The sequence below is a fragment of the Mesorhizobium sp. M0437 genome (assembly GCF_040321335.1).
Classification (GTDB): domain Bacteria; phylum Pseudomonadota; class Alphaproteobacteria; order Rhizobiales; family Rhizobiaceae; genus Mesorhizobium.
Genome location: NZ_JAMYRK010000016.1, coordinates 90,651 through 111,500 on the forward strand (window position 1 = coordinate 90,651; position 20,850 = coordinate 111,500).

A 20,850-nucleotide genomic window follows, 5' to 3' on the forward strand; every position below is an offset into this window, starting at 1 on the left:
CTCAGCTTTCCCCGATCTCACGTGCCAGCATAGCATCGGCGATGGCCAGCGCATCCACGTTGATTGCGACATCGTGGACGCGAAAGAGATGCGCGCCTTTGAGCCTCAGGATGACGCTGGTGGCCGCGGTCCCGGCGCCTCTTGCGGCTGCGTCGCGGCCGGTGACGGTGCCGATAAAGCGCTTTCGCGATGTGCCGGCCATCAGTGGAAAACCCAGCGCATGAAGTTCGGAAAACCGTGCCATCAGGTCAAGATTTTCCGCTGCCGTCTCCTTGGCAAAGCCGAAGCCCGGATCGAGCACGATATGATCGTCGGCAACACCGCTCCGCCGCGCGATTTCCAGCGACTTCCTGAGGAAGAAGAGCTGATCGGCAATCACGTCGGGCAGTTTCTGCCGGTCCCGTCCCGTGTGCATGACGACAAGGCCAGCGCCGGTTTCGGCCGCGACGCGGGCAATGCCCGGTTCGCGCTGCAGGCCCCAGACGTCATTGACGATATGCGCGCCGGCTTGGACGGCAAGCCGGGCCGTATCCTCGCGATAGGTATCGACCGAGATCAGCGTTCCGCCGGCCTTCACCAGCGCCTCGATGACGGGCAGTATGCGGGTTTGTTCCTCCTTTGCGGAGACCGCAGACGCCCCGGGACGTGTCGATTCTCCGCCGATGTCGATGACGGAGGCCCCCTCCTCGACCATGCGGCGCGCCTGGGCCACTGCTTTTTCCGGCGCATCGAACAGGCCGCCGTCGGAAAAACTGTCCGGCGTGATGTTGAGGATGCCGACGACCACGGCCTTGCCGCCAAGGTCGACATGGCGTCCGTGCGCCAACTGCCATCGCCCTGTCATCATTGCCCATCAACCATGTTCGATCCCGCGGCGTGGCGGGGGATCAATTCCGTTGCGCCGAGGACGGCGGTAAAGCAAGGTGGGGAAAGAGGCAACACGATGAAACGATCCCTCCTCTGCGCCCTGATGCTCGCTCTGACCGCATTCCCGGCCGGCGCTGCAACGCTCGTCAAGACATATAGTTATTTCCCGATCGGCGGCAGGACGCTCGACGACATCGAGACCCAGCTGTCGAAACTCGGGCCTCAGGTGAAAAGCACCGGGTCGCGGCATCCGGGAGCTACCCAGATGGCGTTCACCACCCGCGTCAGCTATGCGCAAAAGCCGGGCTCGTGCTGGATTGCCGACGCTGTCGTCACCGTCAAGGTCAAGGTCATCCTTCCTGAGTGGCGCCGCCCGCGCAAAGCCGATGCCGGCGTCAGGCTGTTCTGGGATACGTTGTCCGCCGACATCAAGCGCCATGAGGAACGCCACGTCGAGATTGCCAAGAACCACGGCCGCGAACTAGAAGACGCCTTGAAGGCGAGCTACCCGGAAAAGACCTGCGAACTGGCAAAGGCCAAGGCCGCAAAAATCACTGCGGCCATGCTTGCCAAACACGACCAGGACCAGATGCGCTTCGATCGTGTCGAAAGCGCCAATTTCCAAAGCCGCATCCTGCGGCTTTTGCACTATCGCATCGAGCGCATTGAGAACGGCCGGCTCGCTCCCGGCTGAACTCCGCGTCGTCGGACAAAGCCAATTTTGCCGAAACATAGTGCCAGCTTCGGAAAACTTTCGAGCCGCTGTCGAAATCGGCCTATAGCGAACGACATATGCCAGGTTCGCAGGGATCAGCCTCCGGCAACGCCAATCGGCGTACTAGATGCTTCCCAGCCCGTCGCGGACGTGCACGCAGGCATAATGGATGAACGGATATGGACCAGACTGTCGACAAGCAAACGATGGTGGAAACCAGCGCGCCGCTGACCGAAACCGAGAAAAACGCCATCATCGGCGGCGTGCTTTTGTCGATGCTGCTGGCGGCGCTCGACCAGACCATCGTCGCGCCGGCGATGCCGACGATGGCACGTCTGCTCGGGCATGCCGAATATCTGCCATGGATCGTGACCGGCTATCTTCTGACCGCGACCGCCGTGGCGCCGCTCTACGGCAAGATCTCCGATATTTATGGTCGCCGGCCGACCGTCTATGCTGCAATCCTGATCTTTCTCGCCGGCTCGCTGGTCAGCGCCACGGCCCCCAACATGCTGGTCCTGGTTGTCGGCCGGGCGATCCAGGGCGCCGGCGGCGGCGGTCTGTTCGCCCTGACGCAGACCGTGATCGGCGACCTCGTGCCGCCGCGCGAGCGGGCCCGATACGCCGCCTGGATCTCGGGCACATGGGCCGTCGCCAGCATCGCCGGGCCGCTGCTCGGCGGCACCTTCGCCGAACATCTGCATTGGTCGCTGATCTTCTGGATCAACATTCCGCTGGGCCTGCTGGCCATGGCGATCATCAACAACCCGCTCAAGAAGCTGCCGATCGCCGCAAAACATCACCGCATCGACGGCCTCGGCGCGCTGCTTCTGGTCGCGGCCACCTCGCTGCTGCTGCTTGCCTTGAACTGGGGCGGCAGCGAGTATCCGTGGCTGTCGCCTGAAATCCTTGGACTGCTCGCCTGCTCGGCGGTGTTCTGGAGCGCGTTCGCGCTGCGGCTCATGCGCGCGGCCGAACCGCTGATCTCGCTCGAAGTGCTCGGCAATCCGATCGTTCTCGCCGGCACATTGTCGATGTTCCTGCTGCAGGCCGCCAATGTCGGCTTGTCGGTCTATCTGCCGGTCTACCTGCAGTCGGTCGTCGGCCTGTCGGTCAGTCAATCGGGCACCGCATTGCTTGGGCTGATGCTCGGCACGGTGGCCGGTGCGACCTTTAGCGCGCGAATGATTCCGCGCTTTTTTCACTATAAACGCATTGCCATGATCGGAACTGTTTTCTCGATCCTGTGCCTCGGCGTGCTCAGCCTGGTCGCCGGGCATGCCTCACTGTTGCTCGTCGAGGTGTTGACGACCTGCGTAGGCCTGGGCACAGGCACGACCTTTCCGGTTGCCACCGTCTCGGTCCAGAACGCCGTCGATCGTATGCACCTTGGCGTGGCGACCGGCGTTCTCACCTTCCTCCGCTCGCTGGGCAGCGCGCTTGGCGTCGCCATGCTCGGTGCCGTCGCCCTTGGTTACGGGCTGCCGCTGGCCAGCGAAGGCACGCAGCCGGCCGGCCATATCGCCTCGGCCATGCCGTTCGTGATGATCTTTCTTGCCGCGGCCGCGATCTTGCTGTTGTCGCTCATCACGCTCTGGCTGATGCCGGAGAAAACGCTTCGCGGCCATGCCGAGGCTGTGGCTCCAGCCCTGGCGGAGTAGACCGGCCCGACAAAAATATGGCGAGGTTCAGTCGACCACGCCGAGCTTCTTCTGCAGACTGGTTGACGAGGTCGTATACTGAAAAACGATGCGCTCGCCGGGGCTGACGATGCGCTTGGCCGCTTGCGCCATCAAGGCGACCTCGTGGAAGCCCGACAGGATCAGCTTCAGCTTGCCGGGGTACCAGTTGATGTCGCCGACGGCGAAGATGCCGGGCACCGACGTCTGGAATTTTTCGGTGTCGACCGGGATCAGGTTCTCGTGGAGGTTGAGGCCCCATTCGGCGACTGGGCCGAGCTTCATCGTCAGGCCGAAGAACGGCAGCATCCGCGTACACGGCACTTCGATATCGCCCTCCGGCCCCTTGATGGTGGCGGAGGCGAGCCGGCCGTCGGCGCCGGCCAGGCCAGTCACCTGTCCGACCTGGAATTCCAGTTGCTTCATCTCCTGCATGGCATACATCTTGTTGACGCTGTCGGGTGCTGCACGGAATTCGGGCCGCCGGTGCACCAGTGTCACGCTCTTGGCCACCGGCTGCAGGTTCAGCGTCCAGTCGAGCGCCGAATCGCCGCCGCCGACGATGACGAGGTCATGGCCGCGAAAGTCCTCCATCCGGCGCACCGAGTAGAACACGCTCTTGCCTTCATAAGGTTCGATGCCTGGGATCGGCGGCCGCTTCGGCTGGAAAGAGCCGCCGCCGGCGGCGATCACCACAATTTTGGCTTCGAACACCTCGTTTTCGTCGGTGGTGACGCGGAAGCTGCCGTCGTCCAGCCTTTCCAGGCCCGAAACCATGCGGTTATAAGTGAATTCGGGCTTGAACGGCGCGATCTGCTCAAGCAGCTTGTCGACCAGACCTTGTGCCGAGATCGAGGGCCAGCCCGGAATGTCGTAGATCGGCTTTTCCGGGTAGAGTTCGGCACACTGCCCGCCGGGCCGGTCGAGTATGTCGATCAGATGGCACTTCATGTCGAAGAGGCCGAGCTCGAACACCGCAAACAGGCCGACAGGCCCTGCCCCGACAATGAGTACGTCTGTCTTGTTGATAGCCGTCATGAAGCATGCGCCTTTATGGGAAAACGCGCGACACTGCATGACCATTCGCCCGCTGCCAAGCGGCAGCGGCAAAAATCGGCTTCACCCCTGGCGGGCCGGCACGCGCACGACCAGCCCGTCGAGGGCGTCGCGCACCTTGATCTGGCATGACAGCCGCGAGTTCGGCTGGACCTCGTAGGCGAAATCCAGCATGTCCTCTTCCATGGCTTCCGGCTCGCCGACCTCCGCCGTCCAGGCTTCGTCGACATAAACATGGCAGGTCGCGCAGGCGCAGGCGCCGCCGCATTCCGCTTCTATTCCCGGCACCGCATTGCGGATCGCATTTTCCATGACGGTCGAGCCGTTTTCGGCATCCACGTCAAAATGCGTGCCGTCATGGGCGATGAAGGTCAGTTTGGTCATTTGTCACCTGAAGGGAGTCTGAGCCGACATAATCACTCTGCCGGACAAGTCAACTGCGGCGCCAAAGCGCCGCTGTGTGGCGTTTTGGGAATAAGCGCTATCGGCTGATGGCGGCGACGAAGTCGCGCACTTCTTCGATCAGCGAGCCAAGCCGCTTCAGCGTGCTGGCGTCTTCGGGCCGGCATTCGATCGCGCTGGCGCAATCGGCAATGGCGAAGGCGCCGACCCCGCGCGCCGAGCCTTTGAGCCCGTGTGCCAATAGCAGCCGCTGCCTGACATCCGCATCGACGATCTTGTCGCGCACCGACAGCGCCTGCTGCACGAACAGAGCCAGCACCTCCTGCTCGAGGCTCCGATCGCCCATCGTCTGGCGCGCAAGATGCGCCAGGTCGATCGGCCGCGCCCCGGCTGTCCCCGACACGTCGCCGCCGGGCATCGAGAAGGCAATGCCGTTTTCGCCACGTATCACTTTGAGACTCCGTTCTTCGACCGCCGCAAAAACTAGGCGTATCCGGTGGACAACGGGTTAATGATTGGCCCGGAAAAATGTCGCGATAACGGCGCCGGAATCACGGCTGTGTTAACCTTATATTTAAAGTTTTACGTATCGGGCGGAATGCATGTTTTCTTTACCCGGCTGTGTCATTACGATACGACAGGTCCATTTTCAGCCTCCTGCGCGGGACACGCTAGGCAGAATCAATAAGCACAACCATAGGTCCCGCGGCAGCTTGTACAGGGTAGCGAAGGCATGGCGAAGAAACCAACGACGACAAGAACGCTCGACAGCGACGTAGCCAGGGAACTTGAAAAGGCACTTGATATCGATCTGAGCGGCGATGCCGGCGGCGACTTCGACATGGCTGCATCCATGGAAGATCTCGAAGCGCAAATATCGCAAGCCGCCGACGAGCTGGCGCGCGAAGGTCGCAGCCAGAACGAAGCGCCTGCCCCGGACCAGACCCAGAACGCGGCACCTGCCGCCAATCAAGGCCAGATCGCAAATCCCGCGCCAAAGACCAAGCCGGCTGAGTTGCGTCCTGTCGCAACGCGCAATGGCTCCCAGCCGGCAGCTTTCTCGCCGGCCAACGACGATCGTCAAAAAGACTATAAGACGCTCCTGCACACCCTCAATCGGCGCGCCTCGAACACGATCTACTGGGTCGTGGCTCTCGTTTCGCTGGCCTGGATCGCCGGCGCTGGCGGCCTTGCGAACCTGTTGTTCGGACCTGGCATCTGGAACATCCGCACCTTCGATCAGTTTTTCGCCCGTCCCGAGCTGATCGGCCTGGCGGTCGCGGCAATCGTGCCCGTCATCCTGTTCTGGGCATTCGCAGTGATGATTCGCCGCGCTCAGGAGATGCGCCTTGCCGCGCAGTCGATGACCGAGGTGGCCTTCCGTCTGGCCGAGCCGGAAAATCTTGCCCAGGATCGCGTCATGATGATCGGCCAAGCGGTTCGCCGCGAGGTGGCAGCCATGGGCGAAGGCATCGAACGCACGCTTGCGCGTGCCGTCGAGCTCGAAACGCTGGTCCACAGCGAGGTGAACCAGATCGAGCGCTCCTATTCAGAGAACGAGTCCCGCATCCGCTCGCTGGTCGATGGGCTGGGCAGCGAGCGCGAAGCGGTCGTCACCCATGCCGAGCGCGTGCGCGCCTCGATCACCGGCGCCCACGAGACACTGAAAGACGAGATCAACGCCGCCAGCGATATCATTCGCGACAGCATTCTCAACGCCTCGACCAAGCTGTCGATGACGATCAACGAATCCGGCGACACGCTGATCGACAGGATCAACGGAAGCTCGATGTCGATCTTCGATTCGGTGGAAGGCCGGCTCGAATCGATCACCGATCGGCTGTCGACGTCGGGCGAGGCCTTCGCCAGCCTGCTCGACACCCGGATCGCCAAGCTGACGGACACCACCGACGGCCTGACGCGGTCACTGACCGACCTGCTCGACGACCGCACGAGCGGCATGGTGTCGCTGCTCGGCGGTGCCGCTCGCACACTCAATTCGGAATTCGAAGCCAGTCTCAACGGCATCGAACGGACGCTTGCTGAACGTGGCCAGGCGCTGATCAGCGAGTTCCAGACCCGCGCCGAGGCGCTCGACACCGGCACGCAGAAGCTCAACGCCGCGCTGGAGGCTCGCGCACGCCAGATCAACGAGACGCTGGTCGAGCGCGCGCGCGAAATCGCCCACACCTTCCAGGATAGCAAGGAGACGCTGTCGGCGATGATCGATCAGGGCAAGACCCAGATCGGCGCCGACATGGCCGATATCATTTCATCGACCTCGACCATGCTTGAAGCCCGCGCCGGCGATTTCGCCGGGCGCATGGAAGCGGCGCGCCATGTCGTATCGCGTTCGTTCGATACGGACATCGAGCGGCTTGCCGATGCTCGCGCCGGCATCGAGGAAGCCGTCGAGAACCACAGCCGCAAGCTTTCCGAAAGCCGCGACCGGATGGCGGCGGCAATGCAGGCCGATCTGGCGAAGTTCGCCGAAGGTCGCGCCGAAATCGACGCAGCGGTGGCTAACCAGGTGCAGAAGCTAGCCGAAGGCCGCGGCCTGATCTCGCGCGCCCTTGAAGAGGATCTGCGCAAGGTCAATGAATCGCGCGCAGCGATCGACGCTTCGCTGGGCAGCCATCTCGAAAGCCTTGAAGAGGGTCGCAACAGGCTTGCCCAGGCCTTGAACGAAGACTCTGGAAAACTCGTGCAAGCCCGCACGATAATTGATGAAATGGTTGCCGGGCATGTCGGCAAGCTCGCCGAAGGCCGCAGCATCCTTTCGCGCGCGCTCGAGGCCGACCTCGGCAAACTGGCAGAGAGTCGCGCCAGCATCGACGGCCTCGTCGCCGGTCAGGTCGAAAAGATCGCCGAGGGCCGCGCCATACTCGCCAGTGCGCTGGAAGCCGACATTGCCGGCATCAATGGCCTCATCGAGGCCCATTCGGCGAAATTGGCGCAAGACCGCAGCGGGCTTTCCCAGTCACTCGATAACGACCTGTCCGACATCAGGAGCCTGATCGCCGATCATTCGGGCAGGCTCGCCGATGATCGCAGCCTGCTTTCGAAGACGCTTGAAGACGATCTTGCCAAGCTGGCCGAAAGTCGGTCGAGCATCGACGGGCTGGTTGCCGGCCAGGTCGAGAAGCTGGCCGAAGGCCGCGACATCCTCAAGCGCGCGCTGGAATCGGACCTGAACGCTATCAAGGGCGTCATCGCCGGCCAGTCCGAAAAGCTGGCGGAAGACCGTGGCCAGTTGTCGCGGGCACTGGAGAGCGACCTGCAGGCCGTGCGGGGCGTTGTCTCCGATCACATGAACAAGCTCGCCGAAGACCGTTCGACCCTTTCGAAGGCGCTCGAAGACGATCTCGCTAAGTTGGCCGAAAGCCGCTCGAGCATCGATGTGATGGTTGCCGGCCAGGTCGAAAAGCTGGCAGAGGGCCGCGACATCCTCAAGCGTGCGCTCGAAGCCGATCTGAGCACCGTCAAGGGCGTCATCGCCAGCCAGTCCGAAAAGCTGGCGGAAGACCGTGGTCAGCTGTCGCGGGCACTGGAGACCGATCTCGAGACCGTGCGGGGCGTCGTCTCCGAACATATGAACAAGCTTGCCGAAGACCGTTCGGCCCTGTCGAAAGCGCTCGAGGACGATCTTGCCAGGCTGGCAGAGAGCCGTTCGAGCATCGACGGGCTGGTCGCCGGCCAGGTCGAGAAGCTGGCTGAGGGTCGCGACATCCTCAAGCGCGCCTTGGAAGACGATCTTGCCAAGCTGGCCGAAAGCCGCTCGAGCATCGACGGACTGGTTTCCGGCCAGGTCGAGAAACTGGCCGAAGGCCGCGATATCCTCAAGCGCGCCTTGGAGGCCGATCTCAACACGATCAGGGGCGCCATCGCCGATCAGTCGCAGCTATTGACCGATAATCGCGCGCAGTTTTCGCGTGCGCTGGAAGCCGATCTCGGCAACGTCAACAGCCTTGTCGCAACCCACGCAGAGAAGCTCGTCCAGGACCGCTCGACCCTGTCGAAGGCGCTCGAGGACGATCTCGCCAAGCTGGCCGAAAGCCGCTCGAGCATCGATGGGCTGGTCGCCGGCCAGGTCGAGAAACTGGCGGAAGGCCGCGACATCCTCAGGCGCGCGTTGGAAGCCGACCTGGAGAGGCTTGCAATGAGCCGCAGCGAGGTCGACGAGATTGTCGCCGGTCATGTCGGCAAGCTGAGCGAGGGCCGCGACATGCTGACCCGCGCATTGCAGGACGATCTCTCCAGGCTCGCCGAGACGCGCAAGGATGTCGACCGTTCGCTGTCCGGCCATATCGATCAGATCGCCGCCAGGAGCACCGACATCTCTGATGCGATCGCTGCGGACGTAGAAAAGATCGAGCAGGCGTTCAGCCGGCAGACAGGCATCATTGAAGAGCGCGCCAGCACAATGGAGCGGGCGCTGTCGACGGGTGTCGACAATGTGCGCAGTGTGCTCGAAAGAAGCGCGGTCTTCGTCGCCGGCGCGCTGCGCGAGAAGGTCATGGAAGTTACCAGCGCGCTGCATGAGCAGGCGGGCGCGGCATTCAGCGATGCCGACCGCAAGATCGCCGAGCGCGCCGAGCAGACCTCGGCCGCCCTGCTCGCCAGGGCGGAGGACATCGCCCGCACCTTTGAAGAGGCGGATCGTCGCCTCGCCGCCCGCGCCGAGGATACGTCGAGCGCACTGATTGCCCGCGTCGACGACACGTCGAACAGCTTGCTCGCGCGTGCCCAGGAAACGGCCGATCAGCTGGCAGCCAGAGCAAGTGAGATTGCCGGCACCTTCGACGCGGCGGACCACAGGCTGGTCTCTCGCGCCATCGAAACGGCCCAGTCGCTGGCGGCACGTGCCGGCGACATCCTGCGCAATTTCGAAACAGCCGACGAGCGGCTGGGCGTGCGCATCGGCGAATCCGCCGAAGCGCTCGCGGCACGTGCGTCGGATCTCGGCCGCATTTTCGATGCCGCCGACCAGCAACTTATTTCGCGCATTGCCGAGGGCTCCGAAGCACTTTCGGCCCGTGCGTCCGAGATCGGCCGCATCTTCGAGGAGGCCGATCATCGCCTGGTGTCCCGTATCGCTGACAGCAGCACCGCAATCGGCGAACATGCCGACACCATTGTCGGTGCCTTCACCAGCACCGAGCAGCGGGTTGCCGAACGCGCCAGGCAGACTGGCCAGGAACTCGCAGTCCATGCCCGTGAAATCGAGCAACTGCTTGCCGGTGCCGACGAACGCCTGGCATCGAGTGCTGCCGCCACTGCGGCCCGCGTCGAGGAGCAGGTCGCCAGCGTCGAGAACCGCCTCGCTTACTCCGCCGAGACAATGGGCCAAAAGCTCAACGAACAAGTCTCGGGTGCCGAAGCGCAACTGGTCTCGCGTGCCAACACCATCGCCGAAACCTTCACCGCGGTCGGCCAGCATATCGGTCAGAGCACCAATGACGCTGCAAAGACCATCGGTGCCAATACTCGCGAGCTCAGTACGATGCTTGCGGCCCGTTCGGCAGAAATATCGAAAATCCTGGACGAGACGGCGCGGCCTCTGGTCGAGCGCTTCGCCCAGGGCGGCTCCGAGCTGCAAAAGAGCATGGAAGAGGTCACCGAACGTGCGACCGAGAAGCTGCGCAATCAAAACGCCGCCCTCGTCGACGCCATCGCCAGCCGCACGGCCGAAACCCTGTCGGCCGTCGAAGGCGCGCGCTCGACGCTTGCCGACAGCGTTGCCGACCTCATCGGCCGCATGACCACCTCCAGCTCGCAGCTCGGTCAATTGATCGAGCAGGCGGCGACCAATCTCGGCCAGGTCGACGAACGCCTGACCGGGAGCACGCAAAGCTTCGCGGCGACCACGGAAAAGACCGCGCAGACCTTCGCCAGTTCGGCGCGTCTGGTCGATTCGAACACGACGCGGCTCACCGAGCTGTCGTCGTCGACCTTACGCGAGGTTGCTTCAATCGCCACCAAGTTCGACGAGCACAGCCGGTTGCTTTCCAGTGCCTCGGACCTGTTGAGCTCGGCCCAGAGCAATCTTGAGCACACGCTCGAAAGGCAATCGTCGCTGGAGGACCTCGCCGTCGGCCTTGTCAAGAAGTCGGAAGATCTCGAAAGGGTCATGCGCTCGTTCGAGAATTTGGTCGGCCAGACGCTGCAGAACGCCGAGGGCAAGACGCTGGAATCCGCCGACAAGATCCGTACCGCGATTTCCGAAGTGGTCGATTCGGCAACCAAGCGCTTTGCCGATGCGACCGAGGAGATGCGGCGTACCGCCGGCTCGATCAAGAGCGAGCTCGACCTCACCCGGGCCGAGCTTAAGAAAGGCGTCATCGAGATGCCGGAAGAGGCAAAGGAATCAACCACGGCTATCCGCCGTGCCGTTTCAGAGCAGATCAACGCGCTGAAGGAACTTTCTGAAATCGTTGCGAAATCTGGCCGCAGCGCCGACAGTTCGGAACAGCGCAACCTGCGTCCGGCGCCGCAAGCGCCTGCCGCACGCCCCGCCGAACCGCCACGTCGCCCGGCTCCGGCTCCCGAACAGCGCCGTGCACCGCAGGCGCCTTCGGGCGAGACGGCGCTGCGCGGCACGCTCGACCTCGAACGTCCCGCAGACCAAGCGCCGCGCCAACGCGACCCCAACGGCCGCACGCCGCAGGGCGGTTGGGTGCGCGACCTCCTGACCGGTGCATCGCGCGAAGACGACGCCAAGCCGGCAGCGCCTGCCGAAGCGCCGCGCCCGGCTCCCGCTGCGCGTTCGCCGCTTCATGTCGTGGAATCGCTGAACTCGCTCTCGGTCGATATCGCACGCGCCATCGATCACGACGCCTCGATCGAGTTGTGGAACCGCTACCGGCGCGGCGAGCGCGACGTCTTCACGCGCCGACTTTACACGCTGAAGGGCCAGCAGACGTTCGACGAGATCCGCCGCAAATATCAGTCAGAGGCGGAGTTCCGCGCTGCTGTCGATCGTTACTGCGACGATTTCGAAAAGCTGCTCAAGGACGTGTCGCGCAACGACCGCGACAACATCATGGCGCAGACCTACCTGACGTCGGACACCGGCAAGGTCTACACCATGCTTGCCCATGCCAGCGGCCGTCTGCACTAAGCGGCGGGACAGGAAAACAGAAAGTGCACTCTGCCCTTTCTGCTTAGACCCGATACTGAAAAAGATAGTCCGCAAATCTCCTGATTTGGTCGGATGTTTGCGCCCAGAGCAGAGGCCGGTATCTCGTGGCAATGCAGACAATTCGCGGTGATCTGCTTCAGCTTGCGCTCGACGGAACGTTCGATGTCATTGTGCATGGATGCAACTGCCAGTGCCAGATGGGCAAAGGAATTGCTCTTTCCATAAAGCAGCGTTTTCCCGAAGCATATGCTGCGGATTGCGCGACATTGAAGGGTGACCCAGCCAAGCTGGGAAGCATATCCGTTGCCGAAATCAAGCGAGGCAGCCGCATTTTCCATGTTGTCAACGGCTACACTCAGTTCCATTGGCAGGGCAAAGGCGTGAAAGCCGACTACCAGGCAATTCGAAAAGTCATGCAGGCCGTCAAAGGTAAATTCGCGGGCAAAAGAATCGGCTACCCGAAAATTGGCGCAGGGCTGGCTGGAGGTGATTGGGAAACCATAGCCTCAATCATCAACGATGAACTCGCGGGCGAAGATCATACGCTTGTCGAATACGCTCCGTGAGCTGCTTCGGTCTCCAGCCGCCTCACAGCAGCTAGCCCGGTTCAGATCACGGTGTCCGTCCAGCGGACGATTTGCCCGGCCGCATCGCCGAACGCGGCATCGAGCGCGCCGACATAGGCCTGGTTGCCGTTGCCCGAAACGGGCGCGATGGCGCTAAACGTCTTCGAAGCGCGCACTTCACCGTTGCGGTCATTCAATAGGCGCACGAACAGCTCGACCTCGGCATGTTCGCCGCCATCGACACGCACCTCAAACGAGCGGATCTCAACGATCACCTGATAGTCGATCGCCAGCCCCTCGCCTGGCTTGCCAACGCCGGTGAAGCTGCCCGAGCGCTGGAACGTCTCTGCCAGCCGCGCCTGTACGATCATCGGCAGCCGGTCGGCCCATTGCGCGCCCTTGAGATACTGGATCGATCGCGGCGATGGCTTAATGACGATGTTCTGGCTGTCCAGCGCCTTGAGCGCCGATGGCTGGGCGATGAGGATCTGGCGACGGCTGTGGGCACGCGCTTCCAGCGACGGCGCCGAAAGCTCGAATGTATCCAGCGGCGCCGGCTTGCCGCCCAGCGCCGCGCAGCCGGCGAGCGAAAGCGCCAGCAGTGCCACTCCGGCCTTGAACCCACTCGATCTGACGCTGCCTGAACTGATCGACTTCAAACGCGATCCCCCCCGGATCGTGGAAACAATGCGCATCCGCAAGCTATGTTCTTGCGGTGGGCGCAGGCCGAAGTCAACGGCGCACCCTGCCGTCGAACTGCCGGACCTCACCCTCGCCGCCGGACAGGATCCGCTGTGGATTGCGGCTGAGGTCGGTCACCGCCTCTTCGATGCGGTTGATCGAACGACGGCTGTCCTGGACCAGCGATTCGACGTTTTGCAGCCCCTGTCCCGAGAACCGCGCCAGATTGTCGGTGATGGTGCCGAGGCGGGCGTTCAGCGTGTCGGCGACCTGCTTGAACGATTTGAGCGTCGCCCTGGCATCGGCCATGACGCCGTCGGCCTGACCGGAGCCGAGCAGTTTGTCGACCTTGGCAAGGATACCGTCGACTCGCACCGAGGCATCGTTGAGGCGTCCTGCGAGTTGGTGCGCGTCTTTGATGGTTTCGTCGATGTCGTCGGCCCGGTTGGCGAACTTGTTGGTCACCTTGGCGATGTCGGCGGCAGCCTCGTTGGCGTTTTCGCTGGCCTTCTGGATATTGGCCAGCGCGGTGCGAACCTCAGCCGGATCGATGCCGTCGAGAACGCCGTCGACCTTGGCCAGTGTGCCTTGCGTCTTCTGGGCGAAGTCGTTGATCGAGCCGACCGCGGTGTCCACGTTCTTGATGACCGTGTCGAACTGCTTGCTGGTTTCCTTGAGGTTGGAAGTGACCGTGTCGACATTGGCGACGATGCTCTTGATCTGGTCCTTGTCGACGGCGTTGAGTAGCCCTTCCGCCGCCTTCAGGGTGCCGTCGAGTTTGCCCGAAACACCCTTCAGTTCGTCCGCCAGCGAGCTGACGCTGGCCAGGAACTTGTCGACGCCGTCCGCATTCCTGGCCAGTGCATCGGAGAAGGTCTGGACATTGTTGACGGTCTGCGTCAGCGGCCCGCGAACATCCTTGGTGAAGCCTTCGAGCTCCGAAAGGACCTTGTCGGCGCGGGTGAAGATGTTCTGCGCTGTCTGTAGCAGATTGGTGACCGCCGACGGGTTGGCAACGATCTCGGCGACACGGCCTTCCTTTTCCGCCTCGTCGAGAAGTTTTGGCTCTTTGGGGTCGGCGCCCTTGAGCTCGATGTTGGCCTGGCCGGTGAGGCCGGCAAGCCCGATATCGGCCTGTGTCGACTTGGTGATAGGCGTATTCCGGTCTATTTCGGTGTCGGCGATAGCAGCGGTCGGATTGTCGACGTCGATATAGACACGGCGCACGTCGCCGACTTTGACGCCATTGAACAGCACGAAACTGCCACGGCCGAGCCCCGAAGCGGAGCCTGGAATGCGCACGCGCAGCACCGTCGTCTCACCCTTTTCGCCGATTGCCGCCGTCCAATAGACGAAAGCGAAAGCCGCGAGGATCGCGGCCAGCGTGAAAATGCCGACAATGACGTAGTTGGCCCTGGTTTCCATTGCTCACTTATGGCTATGCGCGCGCCGCAAGATCAAGTTGCCGGGCGCGTTTTCCGCGGAAATAGGATTTTACCCAGGGTTCCTCGCTCCTGAGCATGTCGTCGATCGTGCCCTCGACCAGCACTTTCTTGTTGCCGAGCACCGCCACGCGGTCGCACGCGGTAAACAGCGTGTCGAGATCGTGCGTGACCATATACACGGTCAAATCCATCGTATCGCGCAGTTTGACGACCAATTCGTCGAACTCAGCCGCGCTGATCGGATCGAGCCCGGAAGTCGGTTCGTCGAGGAAGACGATATCCGGATCGAGCGCCAGAGCGCGCGCCAGCGCAGCACGCTTAATCATGCCGCCGGAGAGCTCGGAGGGGAATTTCTGCGCCGCATCCGGCGGCAATCCCACCAACTCGACCTTGAGCATGGCAAGTTCGTCCATCAGCTTCTTCGGCAAATCGAGATATTCGCGCATCGGCACCTGGACGTTTTCGAGGACGGTCAGCGCCGAAAACAGCGCACCATGCTGGAACAGCACGCCAAGCCGCATGTCGATGCGAAGGCGCTCCCTTTCGGTTGCCCTCTCGACGTCGACCCCGAACAGTTTGATTGTTCCCGATTGCTTACGCGTCAAGCCAAGGATGGTGCGCAAGAGAACAGATTTGCCGGCACCGGAGGCACCGACGAAGCCGAGAATCTCCCCGCGCCAGATATCGAGCGATAATTTGTCGAGAACGACCTGATCGGCGAACGACACCGTGACGTCGTGCGCCGACAGCACGATCTCGTCTTCTTTGGCTTTCGCCGCCACCTTGGTCGTGTTTGTGCCCGGCAGCGCCATCTCAGAACTCGATCGCTGCATAGAACATGGCGAAAAGCCCGTCGAGGATAATGACCACGAAGATCGACTTCACCACTGAGGCGGTCACATGCTGGCCAAGCGATTCGGCGCTGCCGCCAACCTTCATGCCCTCGACCGAGGCAATTATACCGATGATCATGGCCATGAACGGCGCCTTGATCAGGCCGGCAAAGATGGTGCTGAGGTCGATTGCGACACGCAGCCGGTCGATGAACGCTGCCGGTGCAATATCGGAGTAGAGCCATGCAGCCAAAATGCCGCCGCCCAACGCGGCAAAGTTGGCGACGATCGTCAGGCAAGGCAGCGCGATGACCAGCGCGACCAGCCGCGGAAACACCAGCACGCCGATTGGGTTAAGACCGATCACCTTCAGCGCATCGACCTCCTCGCGCATCTTCATCGAGCCGATCTCGGCGGTGATCGCACTGCCGGAGCGGCCGGCGATCATGATCGCCGTCATCAGCACGCCGAGCTCGCGCAGGATCAGCACCCCGACCAGGTCGACGACGAAGATGTCGGCGCCGAAATAGCTGAGCTGATAAGCGCCTTGCTGGGCGACGATCGCACCGACGATGGCCGACATCAGCACGACTACCGGTATGGCGCCGACACCCATGCGATCGATCTGGTTGAAGATCGCCGCCATGTTGACGGCATGGCCACGGCCAAGCTTCATCTGCGAGCCGCGTATCGTGGCGCCGAGGATATTCATTGCGGCCAGGAAATCGTCGCGCATCTCATAAACGCGCCGACCTACCGCCTCGAGCCCGCGAATGATGAAGTTGGGCGGCTTTGCCGGACCTGATTCGGGCTCGCGACGAACGGCGTCCCCGACGGCGCCAAGCAGGATCGAGGCGATCTCGCTCTGCCCCTGCATCGTGATCTCGACGCCCTTTTTTTCGAAGCTGCTGACCAGGCGGTCGATCAGCCACGCCCCGGCAGTGTCCATCTTCTCGATTTGTGAAAGGTCGAGCGCCAGCGTCTTGAAGCCGCCGCGCTTCTCGATCTTGCGCATCTCGGCATCGACCAGCGCCACGGTACGTGTCGTCCAGGTTCCCGAGAAAGCGCAGCCGAGAACGTCGCCCTCCTCGCCGATCGCGATGCGCGGCTGGTGGTCGGGCTCCTTGGCAGGGCCGCTTGCGTCGCGTTTGCGGATGGTCAACATGGCGTCCTGTTTAGCCTGACGGGGCCGACCTGTCGATTTGCCGACATCCTCCTTGTTGCACAGCCGGAGCAGAAAAATATGGCGCGTGTCATTTCGGTCGAGGCCGAGCGCTTTCCGATAGCCGGGACCTTTACCATTTCGCGCGGCTCGAAGACCGAAGCGGAGGTGATTTCCTGCGCCATCACCGAAAACGGCCGTACAGGACGCGGCGAATGCGTCCCTTACAAGCGCTATGGCGAAACCATGGAGGGTGTGCGCGACGCGATCGAGGCGATGCGCAGCGAGATCGCGCGCGGCATCAGCCGCATCGCCCTGCTCGATGCCATGCCTGCCGGCGCGGCACGCAACGCCATCGATTGCGCGCTCTGGGACCTGGAAGCGAAGATCAGCGGAACACCGGTGGCGCATACGATACGAACCGTTCCGTTACGACCGCTCGAGACTGCGTATACATTGTCGCTCGCCGAGCCGGAGGCGATGGCGGCGCAGGCCCGCGCCAACGCCCAGCGCCCGCTACTCAAGGTCAAGATCGGCGGCGACAACGACATCGCGCGCATCCGTGCAGTGACGGCGGCAGCACCCGACAGCCGAATCATTCTCGACGCCAACGAGGGCTGGAATAACGACAACATCGTCGCAAACCTCGCCTTTGCCGCCGAGCACGGTATCGCCTTGATCGAACAGCCGCTGCCGGCGGGACATGACAGTATTCTTCGCCACATCGCGCATCCGGTACCGATCTGTGCCGACGAAAGCGTGCACGAGGCGAAGGACCTTGAAGCACTTGTCGGCCTTTACGACGCCGTCAACATCAAGCTCGACAAATCGGGTGGCCTGACCGCTGCACTCGTGCTTCGCGACCGCGCCCGCGAACTGGCTCTTGGTGTCATGGTCGGCTGTATGGTCGGCACATCGCTTGCGATGGCGCCGGCCGTGCTGTTGGCGCAGGATGCCGATTTCGTCGATCTCGACGGTCCGCTGCTGCTGGCCCGCGACCGCGTTCCCGGTCTCGTCTACCAAGGTTCGCTGGTGTCACCGCCCGAGCGGGCGCTGTGGGGCTGAACGCGCGGCAAGCCCGATCAGAGCCAGGCCCGTCAGGGCGATCGGGATCATCGCAAAGAAGCCATTCGCGCCGAAGCGGTCGTAAAGAGGACCGGAAATCAGCGTCGCCGCCGCCATGAAGAAGCCATTGGAGAAGTAGGCGATGCCTTGCGCCGCCCCGGTGCGTTCTTCCGCGACCGTCTCACCGATCATCTTTTGCAGGCCGATCAGCACCAGCGCCACCGAAACCGCGTGCAGCGTCTGGATCGCGAAAAACCCGCCAACGCCAAGCCCAAGCGGCCAGATCAGCGGAAAGGCGAACCAGCGCACGATCGCGCCGATCCCGGCAATCAGCATGATCGAGACGACCGAGAAGGAGGCGAAAGCGCGGGTGAAAACGACGAACATGCATATCTCGGCGACGACGCCCCACCCCCACAGAAGCCCGACAACCGAATCGCTGATGCCGATCGACTTCCAGTAGATCGACACGAAACCGTAGAGAAATGCGTGGCTGGCGGTGATGACGCCGACGCCTGTCGAAAAATAGAGGAAGTACCGGTTGAGGAGTTTCGGTGCCGATTGCTGGATATCGGCGGCCGAAAGCGGCGAGGCGCGGCGTGGACGACCAAGGCGCGGCGCAATCAGTCCGGCGGCTAGCGCGGCACACAGCGCCGCGAAGATGATCACCGGGACAGCCTGGGCACCGCTCGCCGACAGGATGAAACCGCCGGCGAGATTGGCACAGAGATAGGAGATCGAGCCCCATTTGCGCATGCTTGCGTAATTCGAGCCGAAGCGGCGAACACCTGAAAGGGCGAGCGAATCGGCAATCGGCGAATGCGGCGTCCAGACGACCGTCAGGGCCAGCGACACGGCAAGTACCGTTGCGTAGGTCGGCGGCAGGAGGTAGCCGGCGGACAGGATCAGCGATGCGGCGACCAGCGCAACATAGACATTGGCGCGGTCGCTCGCTTTGTCGGCCAGCGCAGTAAGAAAAGGCGTCGTCGCCACGCGCAGGAACATCGGCGCGGCGAGGATCACGGCTATCTGTTCGGCATGGAACCCCTTCGCCTGCAGCCACAGCGGGAAATACGGCACATGCGTCCCGAGCGGAACGAAGAGCGTAAAGAAGATCAAGCTCATGCGCAGTTCGAAATGGCGTGGCTTGACGAGCTGTTCGGGCGAAAGCGGCGGCAGCGAGGACATTGACAGGCGATCCGTCGGCACGGCATTCAGCCGGGTCGGCCCGCCACACCTGCCGCTGCTTAACACGGCGAAAAAGTCGATGAAACCGCTGGACTAACCGATTGAAGCGAGATGCGGCCGGATTTGGTCAAGCCGCCTGGACTGCCCTGCCCTTGATGTCGATCGGCACGAGCACCTCGCTGCCGACCGGAGTCTCCGGCAGGACATGCGCCCAGTGCAGGATCTCCATCCTGCCGTCAAAATGCTCGACCACCGCCGTGCAGCTCTCCACCCAGTCGCCCGTGTTGATGTATTGCACGTCCTCATAGCTTTCGATCGCGGCATGGTGGATGTGCCCGCAGATCACGCCGTCGACATGCGAGCGGCGCGCCTCCTCGGTCAGCACGGTCTGGAACGAGCCGATGAAATTCACCGCCTTCTTGACCTTGACCTTGGCCCAGGACGAGAACGACCAGTAAGGCAGGCCGAGCACCTGGCGCAGACGTGTGATGATGCGGTTGAGCAGCATCGCCGCGTCGTAGGCATAGTCGCCGAGATAGGCCAGCCAGCGCGCATTATGGACGACGGTGTCGAACTGGTCGCCATGGATGACAAGAAGGCGTTTGCCGTCGGCGGTCTCGTGGATGGCGCGGTCGGCGACGACAATGCCGCCGAAATGAACGCCCTGGAACTGTCGCGCGAACTCGTCATGGTTGCCGGCGATGTAGGTGATGCTGGCGCCCTTGCGCGCCTTGCGCAGCAATTTCTGGATCACGTCGTTATGGCTTTGCGGCCAATGCCAGCTTCGTCTCAGGCGCCAGCCGTCGACGATGTCGCCGACGAGATAGATGATATCGGCATCGTGATGGCGCAGGAAATCGATCAGGAATTCGGCCTTCGCCGCCTTCGATCCGAGATGGACGTCGGAGATGAACATGCTGCGGAAAGTGCGAGGCTCTGCGCCGGACATCATTTGTCACCGTTGCTTTCGCCTGAGCCTATGCCCCGATTCATGCAACAACCGTATGACGGTTGCGATTGGTCCAGCCATCCGGATAGGTTGCCGCGGCAATCAGAGGAGAAAATCACCATGGATCTCGGCATTCGCGGCAAGAAGGCCATCGTCTGCGCTTCGAGCAAAGGCTTGGGACGCGGCTGCGCCATGGCACTGGCAGAGGCAGGTTGCGATCTGGTGATCAATGGCCGCAACGCCGACGTGCTGGCCAAAACCGCCGCTGAACTGCGCGAGAAATTCGGCGTCAAGGTGACCGAAATCGTCGGCGACGTATCCAAGCCCGATGTCCAGAAGGCGCTGCTTGCCGCCTGCCCCGATCCCGACATCCTCGTCAACAACAATGGCGGTCCGCCGTTTCGCGATTTCCGCGCGCTCGACCGCGAAAAGATCCTCGAGGGCGTCACCCACAACATGGTGACCCCTGTCGAGCTGGTTCAGGCCGTGATCGACGGCATGGCGGCGCGCGGCTTCGGCCGCATCGTCAACATCACCTCGCTGTCGGTCTATGTGCCTATCCCCGGCCTCGACCTGTCGTCCGGCGCCCGCGCCGGCCTCACCTCGTTCCTCGCCGGCGTCGCGCGCACGGTGGCCGACCGCAACGTGACGATCAACAACATGCTGCCAGGCAAGCTCGACACCGACCGGCTGCGTGATCCGAAGGAGGCCGGCACGCCCGAAGATCCGGCAGCGGCCGCCGCGCGCAAAGCGCAAGCAGCAGCCAACGTTCCGGCCAAACGGCTCGGTACACCGGAGGAATTCGGCCAGATCTGCGCCTTCCTCTGCTCGGTCCATGCCGGTTACCTGACCGGTCAGAACATACCGGTCGACGGCGGCCTCTATGTCAGTGCGTTTTAGTGGGTATCTGACGCTTTGGTATCCGCTGGGAACGGCGGGAAACGACCGATAGTGTTGAAGAAGTCGGCGATGAAGCCGTGGATCCACTCGCACCGAAGCGTCTTGATTAAGGTCGACGCGACCTCCTCGCCTTAAGTGGCTCGGACGTTTGTTCCGAGGGTGCAAATCTTGGCCAATTTCCTGAGGTTCTGGGCGATGGCT

16 protein-coding genes are annotated in these 20,850 nt (G+C 62.6%); 6 read left to right on the forward strand and 10 right to left on the reverse strand.

From position 1 onward, the window contains the following. Position 1: 1 nt before the first annotated feature. Complete coding sequence (folP, locus tag NKI72_RS13060; RefSeq protein ID WP_352502492.1) at positions 2-847, reverse strand: dihydropteroate synthase; 846 nt, start codon at positions 845-847, stop codon at positions 2-4. A 96-nt stretch (positions 848-943) separates the two neighbouring features. Here folP and NKI72_RS13065 point away from each other — a divergent pair, with 96 nt between their 5' ends. Together NKI72_RS13065 and NKI72_RS13070 are read left to right on the forward strand one after the other, a co-directional pair. Further along, positions 944-1,561 (forward strand): DUF922 domain-containing Zn-dependent protease, encoded by a 618-nt coding sequence (locus NKI72_RS13065; RefSeq protein ID WP_023674836.1) that lies wholly within the window; start codon positions 944-946, stop codon positions 1,559-1,561. A gap of 200 nt (positions 1,562-1,761) precedes the next feature. After that, positions 1,762-3,243, forward strand: coding sequence for an MDR family MFS transporter (locus NKI72_RS13070; RefSeq protein ID WP_352833119.1), 1,482 nt, complete (start codon positions 1,762-1,764; stop codon positions 3,241-3,243). A gap of 27 nt (positions 3,244-3,270) precedes the next feature. Here NKI72_RS13070 and NKI72_RS13075 read toward each other — a convergent pair whose 3' ends face one another. The 3 genes from NKI72_RS13075 to NKI72_RS13085 all read right to left on the reverse strand — a co-directional run bounded on the left by NKI72_RS13075 (position 3,271) and on the right by NKI72_RS13085 (position 5,167). Further along, positions 3,271-4,299 carry an NAD(P)/FAD-dependent oxidoreductase gene (locus tag NKI72_RS13075; protein ID WP_352766685.1) on the reverse strand — a complete coding sequence of 343 codons (1,029 nt, stop codon included), beginning with the start codon at positions 4,297-4,299 and terminating at the stop codon, positions 3,271-3,273. 81 nt (positions 4,300-4,380) lie between these two features. After that, positions 4,381-4,701: a 2Fe-2S iron-sulfur cluster-binding protein gene (locus NKI72_RS13080; protein WP_023674833.1), complete on the reverse strand. Its 321-nt coding sequence runs from the start codon at positions 4,699-4,701 to the stop codon at positions 4,381-4,383. A 97-nt stretch (positions 4,702-4,798) separates the two neighbouring features. Next, entirely contained in the window at positions 4,799-5,167 is a 369-nt protein-coding gene (locus tag NKI72_RS13085) for an Hpt domain-containing protein (protein WP_292660938.1), read from the reverse strand. A gap of 285 nt (positions 5,168-5,452) precedes the next feature. Here NKI72_RS13085 and NKI72_RS13090 point away from each other — a divergent pair, with 285 nt between their 5' ends. Together NKI72_RS13090 and NKI72_RS13095 are read left to right on the forward strand one after the other, a co-directional pair. Next, positions 5,453-11,839, forward strand: a complete 6,387-nt coding sequence (locus tag NKI72_RS13090) for an apolipoprotein A-IV repeat region-like domain-containing protein (protein ID WP_352850208.1) — start codon at positions 5,453-5,455, stop codon at positions 11,837-11,839. A gap of 131 nt (positions 11,840-11,970) precedes the next feature. Beyond that, complete coding sequence (locus tag NKI72_RS13095; protein ID WP_352448960.1) at positions 11,971-12,426, forward strand: macro domain-containing protein; 456 nt, start codon at positions 11,971-11,973, stop codon at positions 12,424-12,426. A 41-nt stretch (positions 12,427-12,467) separates the two neighbouring features. Here NKI72_RS13095 and NKI72_RS13100 read toward each other — a convergent pair whose 3' ends face one another. The 4 genes from NKI72_RS13100 to NKI72_RS13115 are packed head-to-tail and all read right to left on the reverse strand — an operon-like array spanning position 12,468 to position 16,550. Beyond that, positions 12,468-13,121, reverse strand: coding sequence for an ABC-type transport auxiliary lipoprotein family protein (locus tag NKI72_RS13100; protein ID WP_352742602.1), 654 nt, complete (start codon positions 13,119-13,121; stop codon positions 12,468-12,470). A 37-nt stretch (positions 13,122-13,158) separates the two neighbouring features. Next, on the reverse strand, positions 13,159-14,532 hold the full coding sequence (locus NKI72_RS13105; RefSeq protein ID WP_352540616.1) for an MlaD family protein: 1,374 nt from the start codon (positions 14,530-14,532) through the stop codon (positions 13,159-13,161). Positions 14,533-14,545: 13 nt separating this feature from the next. Beyond that, the gene (locus tag NKI72_RS13110) at positions 14,546-15,364 is read right to left on the reverse strand and encodes an ABC transporter ATP-binding protein (protein ID WP_352593549.1); all 819 of its coding nucleotides are present in this window, start codon (positions 15,362-15,364) and stop codon (positions 14,546-14,548) included. 1 nt (position 15,365) lies between these two features. Continuing rightward, positions 15,366-16,550 carry an ABC transporter permease gene (locus NKI72_RS13115; RefSeq protein ID WP_352833125.1) on the reverse strand — a complete coding sequence of 395 codons (1,185 nt, stop codon included), beginning with the start codon at positions 16,548-16,550 and terminating at the stop codon, positions 15,366-15,368. Between the two features lie 78 nt (positions 16,551-16,628). On the opposite strand from NKI72_RS13115, the gene dgcA reads away from it, so the two are divergent. Continuing rightward, positions 16,629-17,612: an N-acetyl-D-Glu racemase DgcA gene (dgcA, locus tag NKI72_RS13120; RefSeq protein ID WP_352833128.1), complete on the forward strand. Its 984-nt coding sequence runs from the start codon at positions 16,629-16,631 to the stop codon at positions 17,610-17,612. On the opposite strand, the gene NKI72_RS13125 is transcribed toward dgcA, so the two are convergent. Together NKI72_RS13125 and NKI72_RS13130 are read right to left on the reverse strand one after the other, a co-directional pair. Then, positions 17,583-18,800 (reverse strand): MFS transporter, encoded by a 1,218-nt coding sequence (locus tag NKI72_RS13125; RefSeq protein WP_352540619.1) that lies wholly within the window; start codon positions 18,798-18,800, stop codon positions 17,583-17,585. The genes dgcA and NKI72_RS13125 overlap by 30 nt on opposite strands. Positions 18,801-18,927: 127 nt before the next feature. Continuing rightward, on the reverse strand, positions 18,928-19,749 hold the full coding sequence (locus NKI72_RS13130; protein WP_352471734.1) for a UDP-2,3-diacylglucosamine diphosphatase: 822 nt from the start codon (positions 19,747-19,749) through the stop codon (positions 18,928-18,930). A 120-nt stretch (positions 19,750-19,869) separates the two neighbouring features. Here NKI72_RS13130 and NKI72_RS13135 point away from each other — a divergent pair, with 120 nt between their 5' ends. Then, on the forward strand, positions 19,870-20,649 hold the full coding sequence (locus NKI72_RS13135) for an SDR family oxidoreductase (RefSeq protein ID WP_352816684.1): 780 nt from the start codon (positions 19,870-19,872) through the stop codon (positions 20,647-20,649). Positions 20,650-20,850: the final 201 nt, after the last annotated feature.

Coding starts and splice junctions, on each gene's coding strand:
- NKI72_RS13070 (WP_352833119.1), top strand. CDS start 1,762: ATGGACCAGACTGTCGACAAGCAAACGATGGTGGAAACCAGCGCGCCG.
- folP (WP_352502492.1), bottom strand. CDS start 847: ATGATGACAGGGCGATGGCAGTTGGCGCACGGACGCCATGTCGACCTT.
- dgcA (WP_352833128.1), top strand. CDS start 16,629: ATGGCGCGTGTCATTTCGGTCGAGGCCGAGCGCTTTCCGATAGCCGGG.
- NKI72_RS13110 (WP_352593549.1), bottom strand. CDS start 15,364: ATGGCGCTGCCGGGCACAAACACGACCAAGGTGGCGGCGAAAGCCAAA.
- NKI72_RS13065 (WP_023674836.1), top strand. CDS start 944: ATGAAACGATCCCTCCTCTGCGCCCTGATGCTCGCTCTGACCGCATTC.
- NKI72_RS13115 (WP_352833125.1), bottom strand. CDS start 16,550: ATGTTGACCATCCGCAAACGCGACGCAAGCGGCCCTGCCAAGGAGCCC.
- NKI72_RS13125 (WP_352540619.1), bottom strand. CDS start 18,800: ATGTCCTCGCTGCCGCCGCTTTCGCCCGAACAGCTCGTCAAGCCACGC.
- NKI72_RS13090 (WP_352850208.1), top strand. CDS start 5,453: ATGGCGAAGAAACCAACGACGACAAGAACGCTCGACAGCGACGTAGCC.
- NKI72_RS13095 (WP_352448960.1), top strand. CDS start 11,971: ATGCAGACAATTCGCGGTGATCTGCTTCAGCTTGCGCTCGACGGAACG.
- NKI72_RS13080 (WP_023674833.1), bottom strand. CDS start 4,701: ATGACCAAACTGACCTTCATCGCCCATGACGGCACGCATTTTGACGTG.
- NKI72_RS13105 (WP_352540616.1), bottom strand. CDS start 14,532: ATGGAAACCAGGGCCAACTACGTCATTGTCGGCATTTTCACGCTGGCC.
- NKI72_RS13100 (WP_352742602.1), bottom strand. CDS start 13,121: ATGCGCATTGTTTCCACGATCCGGGGGGGATCGCGTTTGAAGTCGATC.
- NKI72_RS13135 (WP_352816684.1), top strand. CDS start 19,870: ATGGATCTCGGCATTCGCGGCAAGAAGGCCATCGTCTGCGCTTCGAGC.
- NKI72_RS13130 (WP_352471734.1), bottom strand. CDS start 19,749: ATGTCCGGCGCAGAGCCTCGCACTTTCCGCAGCATGTTCATCTCCGAC.
- NKI72_RS13075 (WP_352766685.1), bottom strand. CDS start 4,299: ATGACGGCTATCAACAAGACAGACGTACTCATTGTCGGGGCAGGGCCT.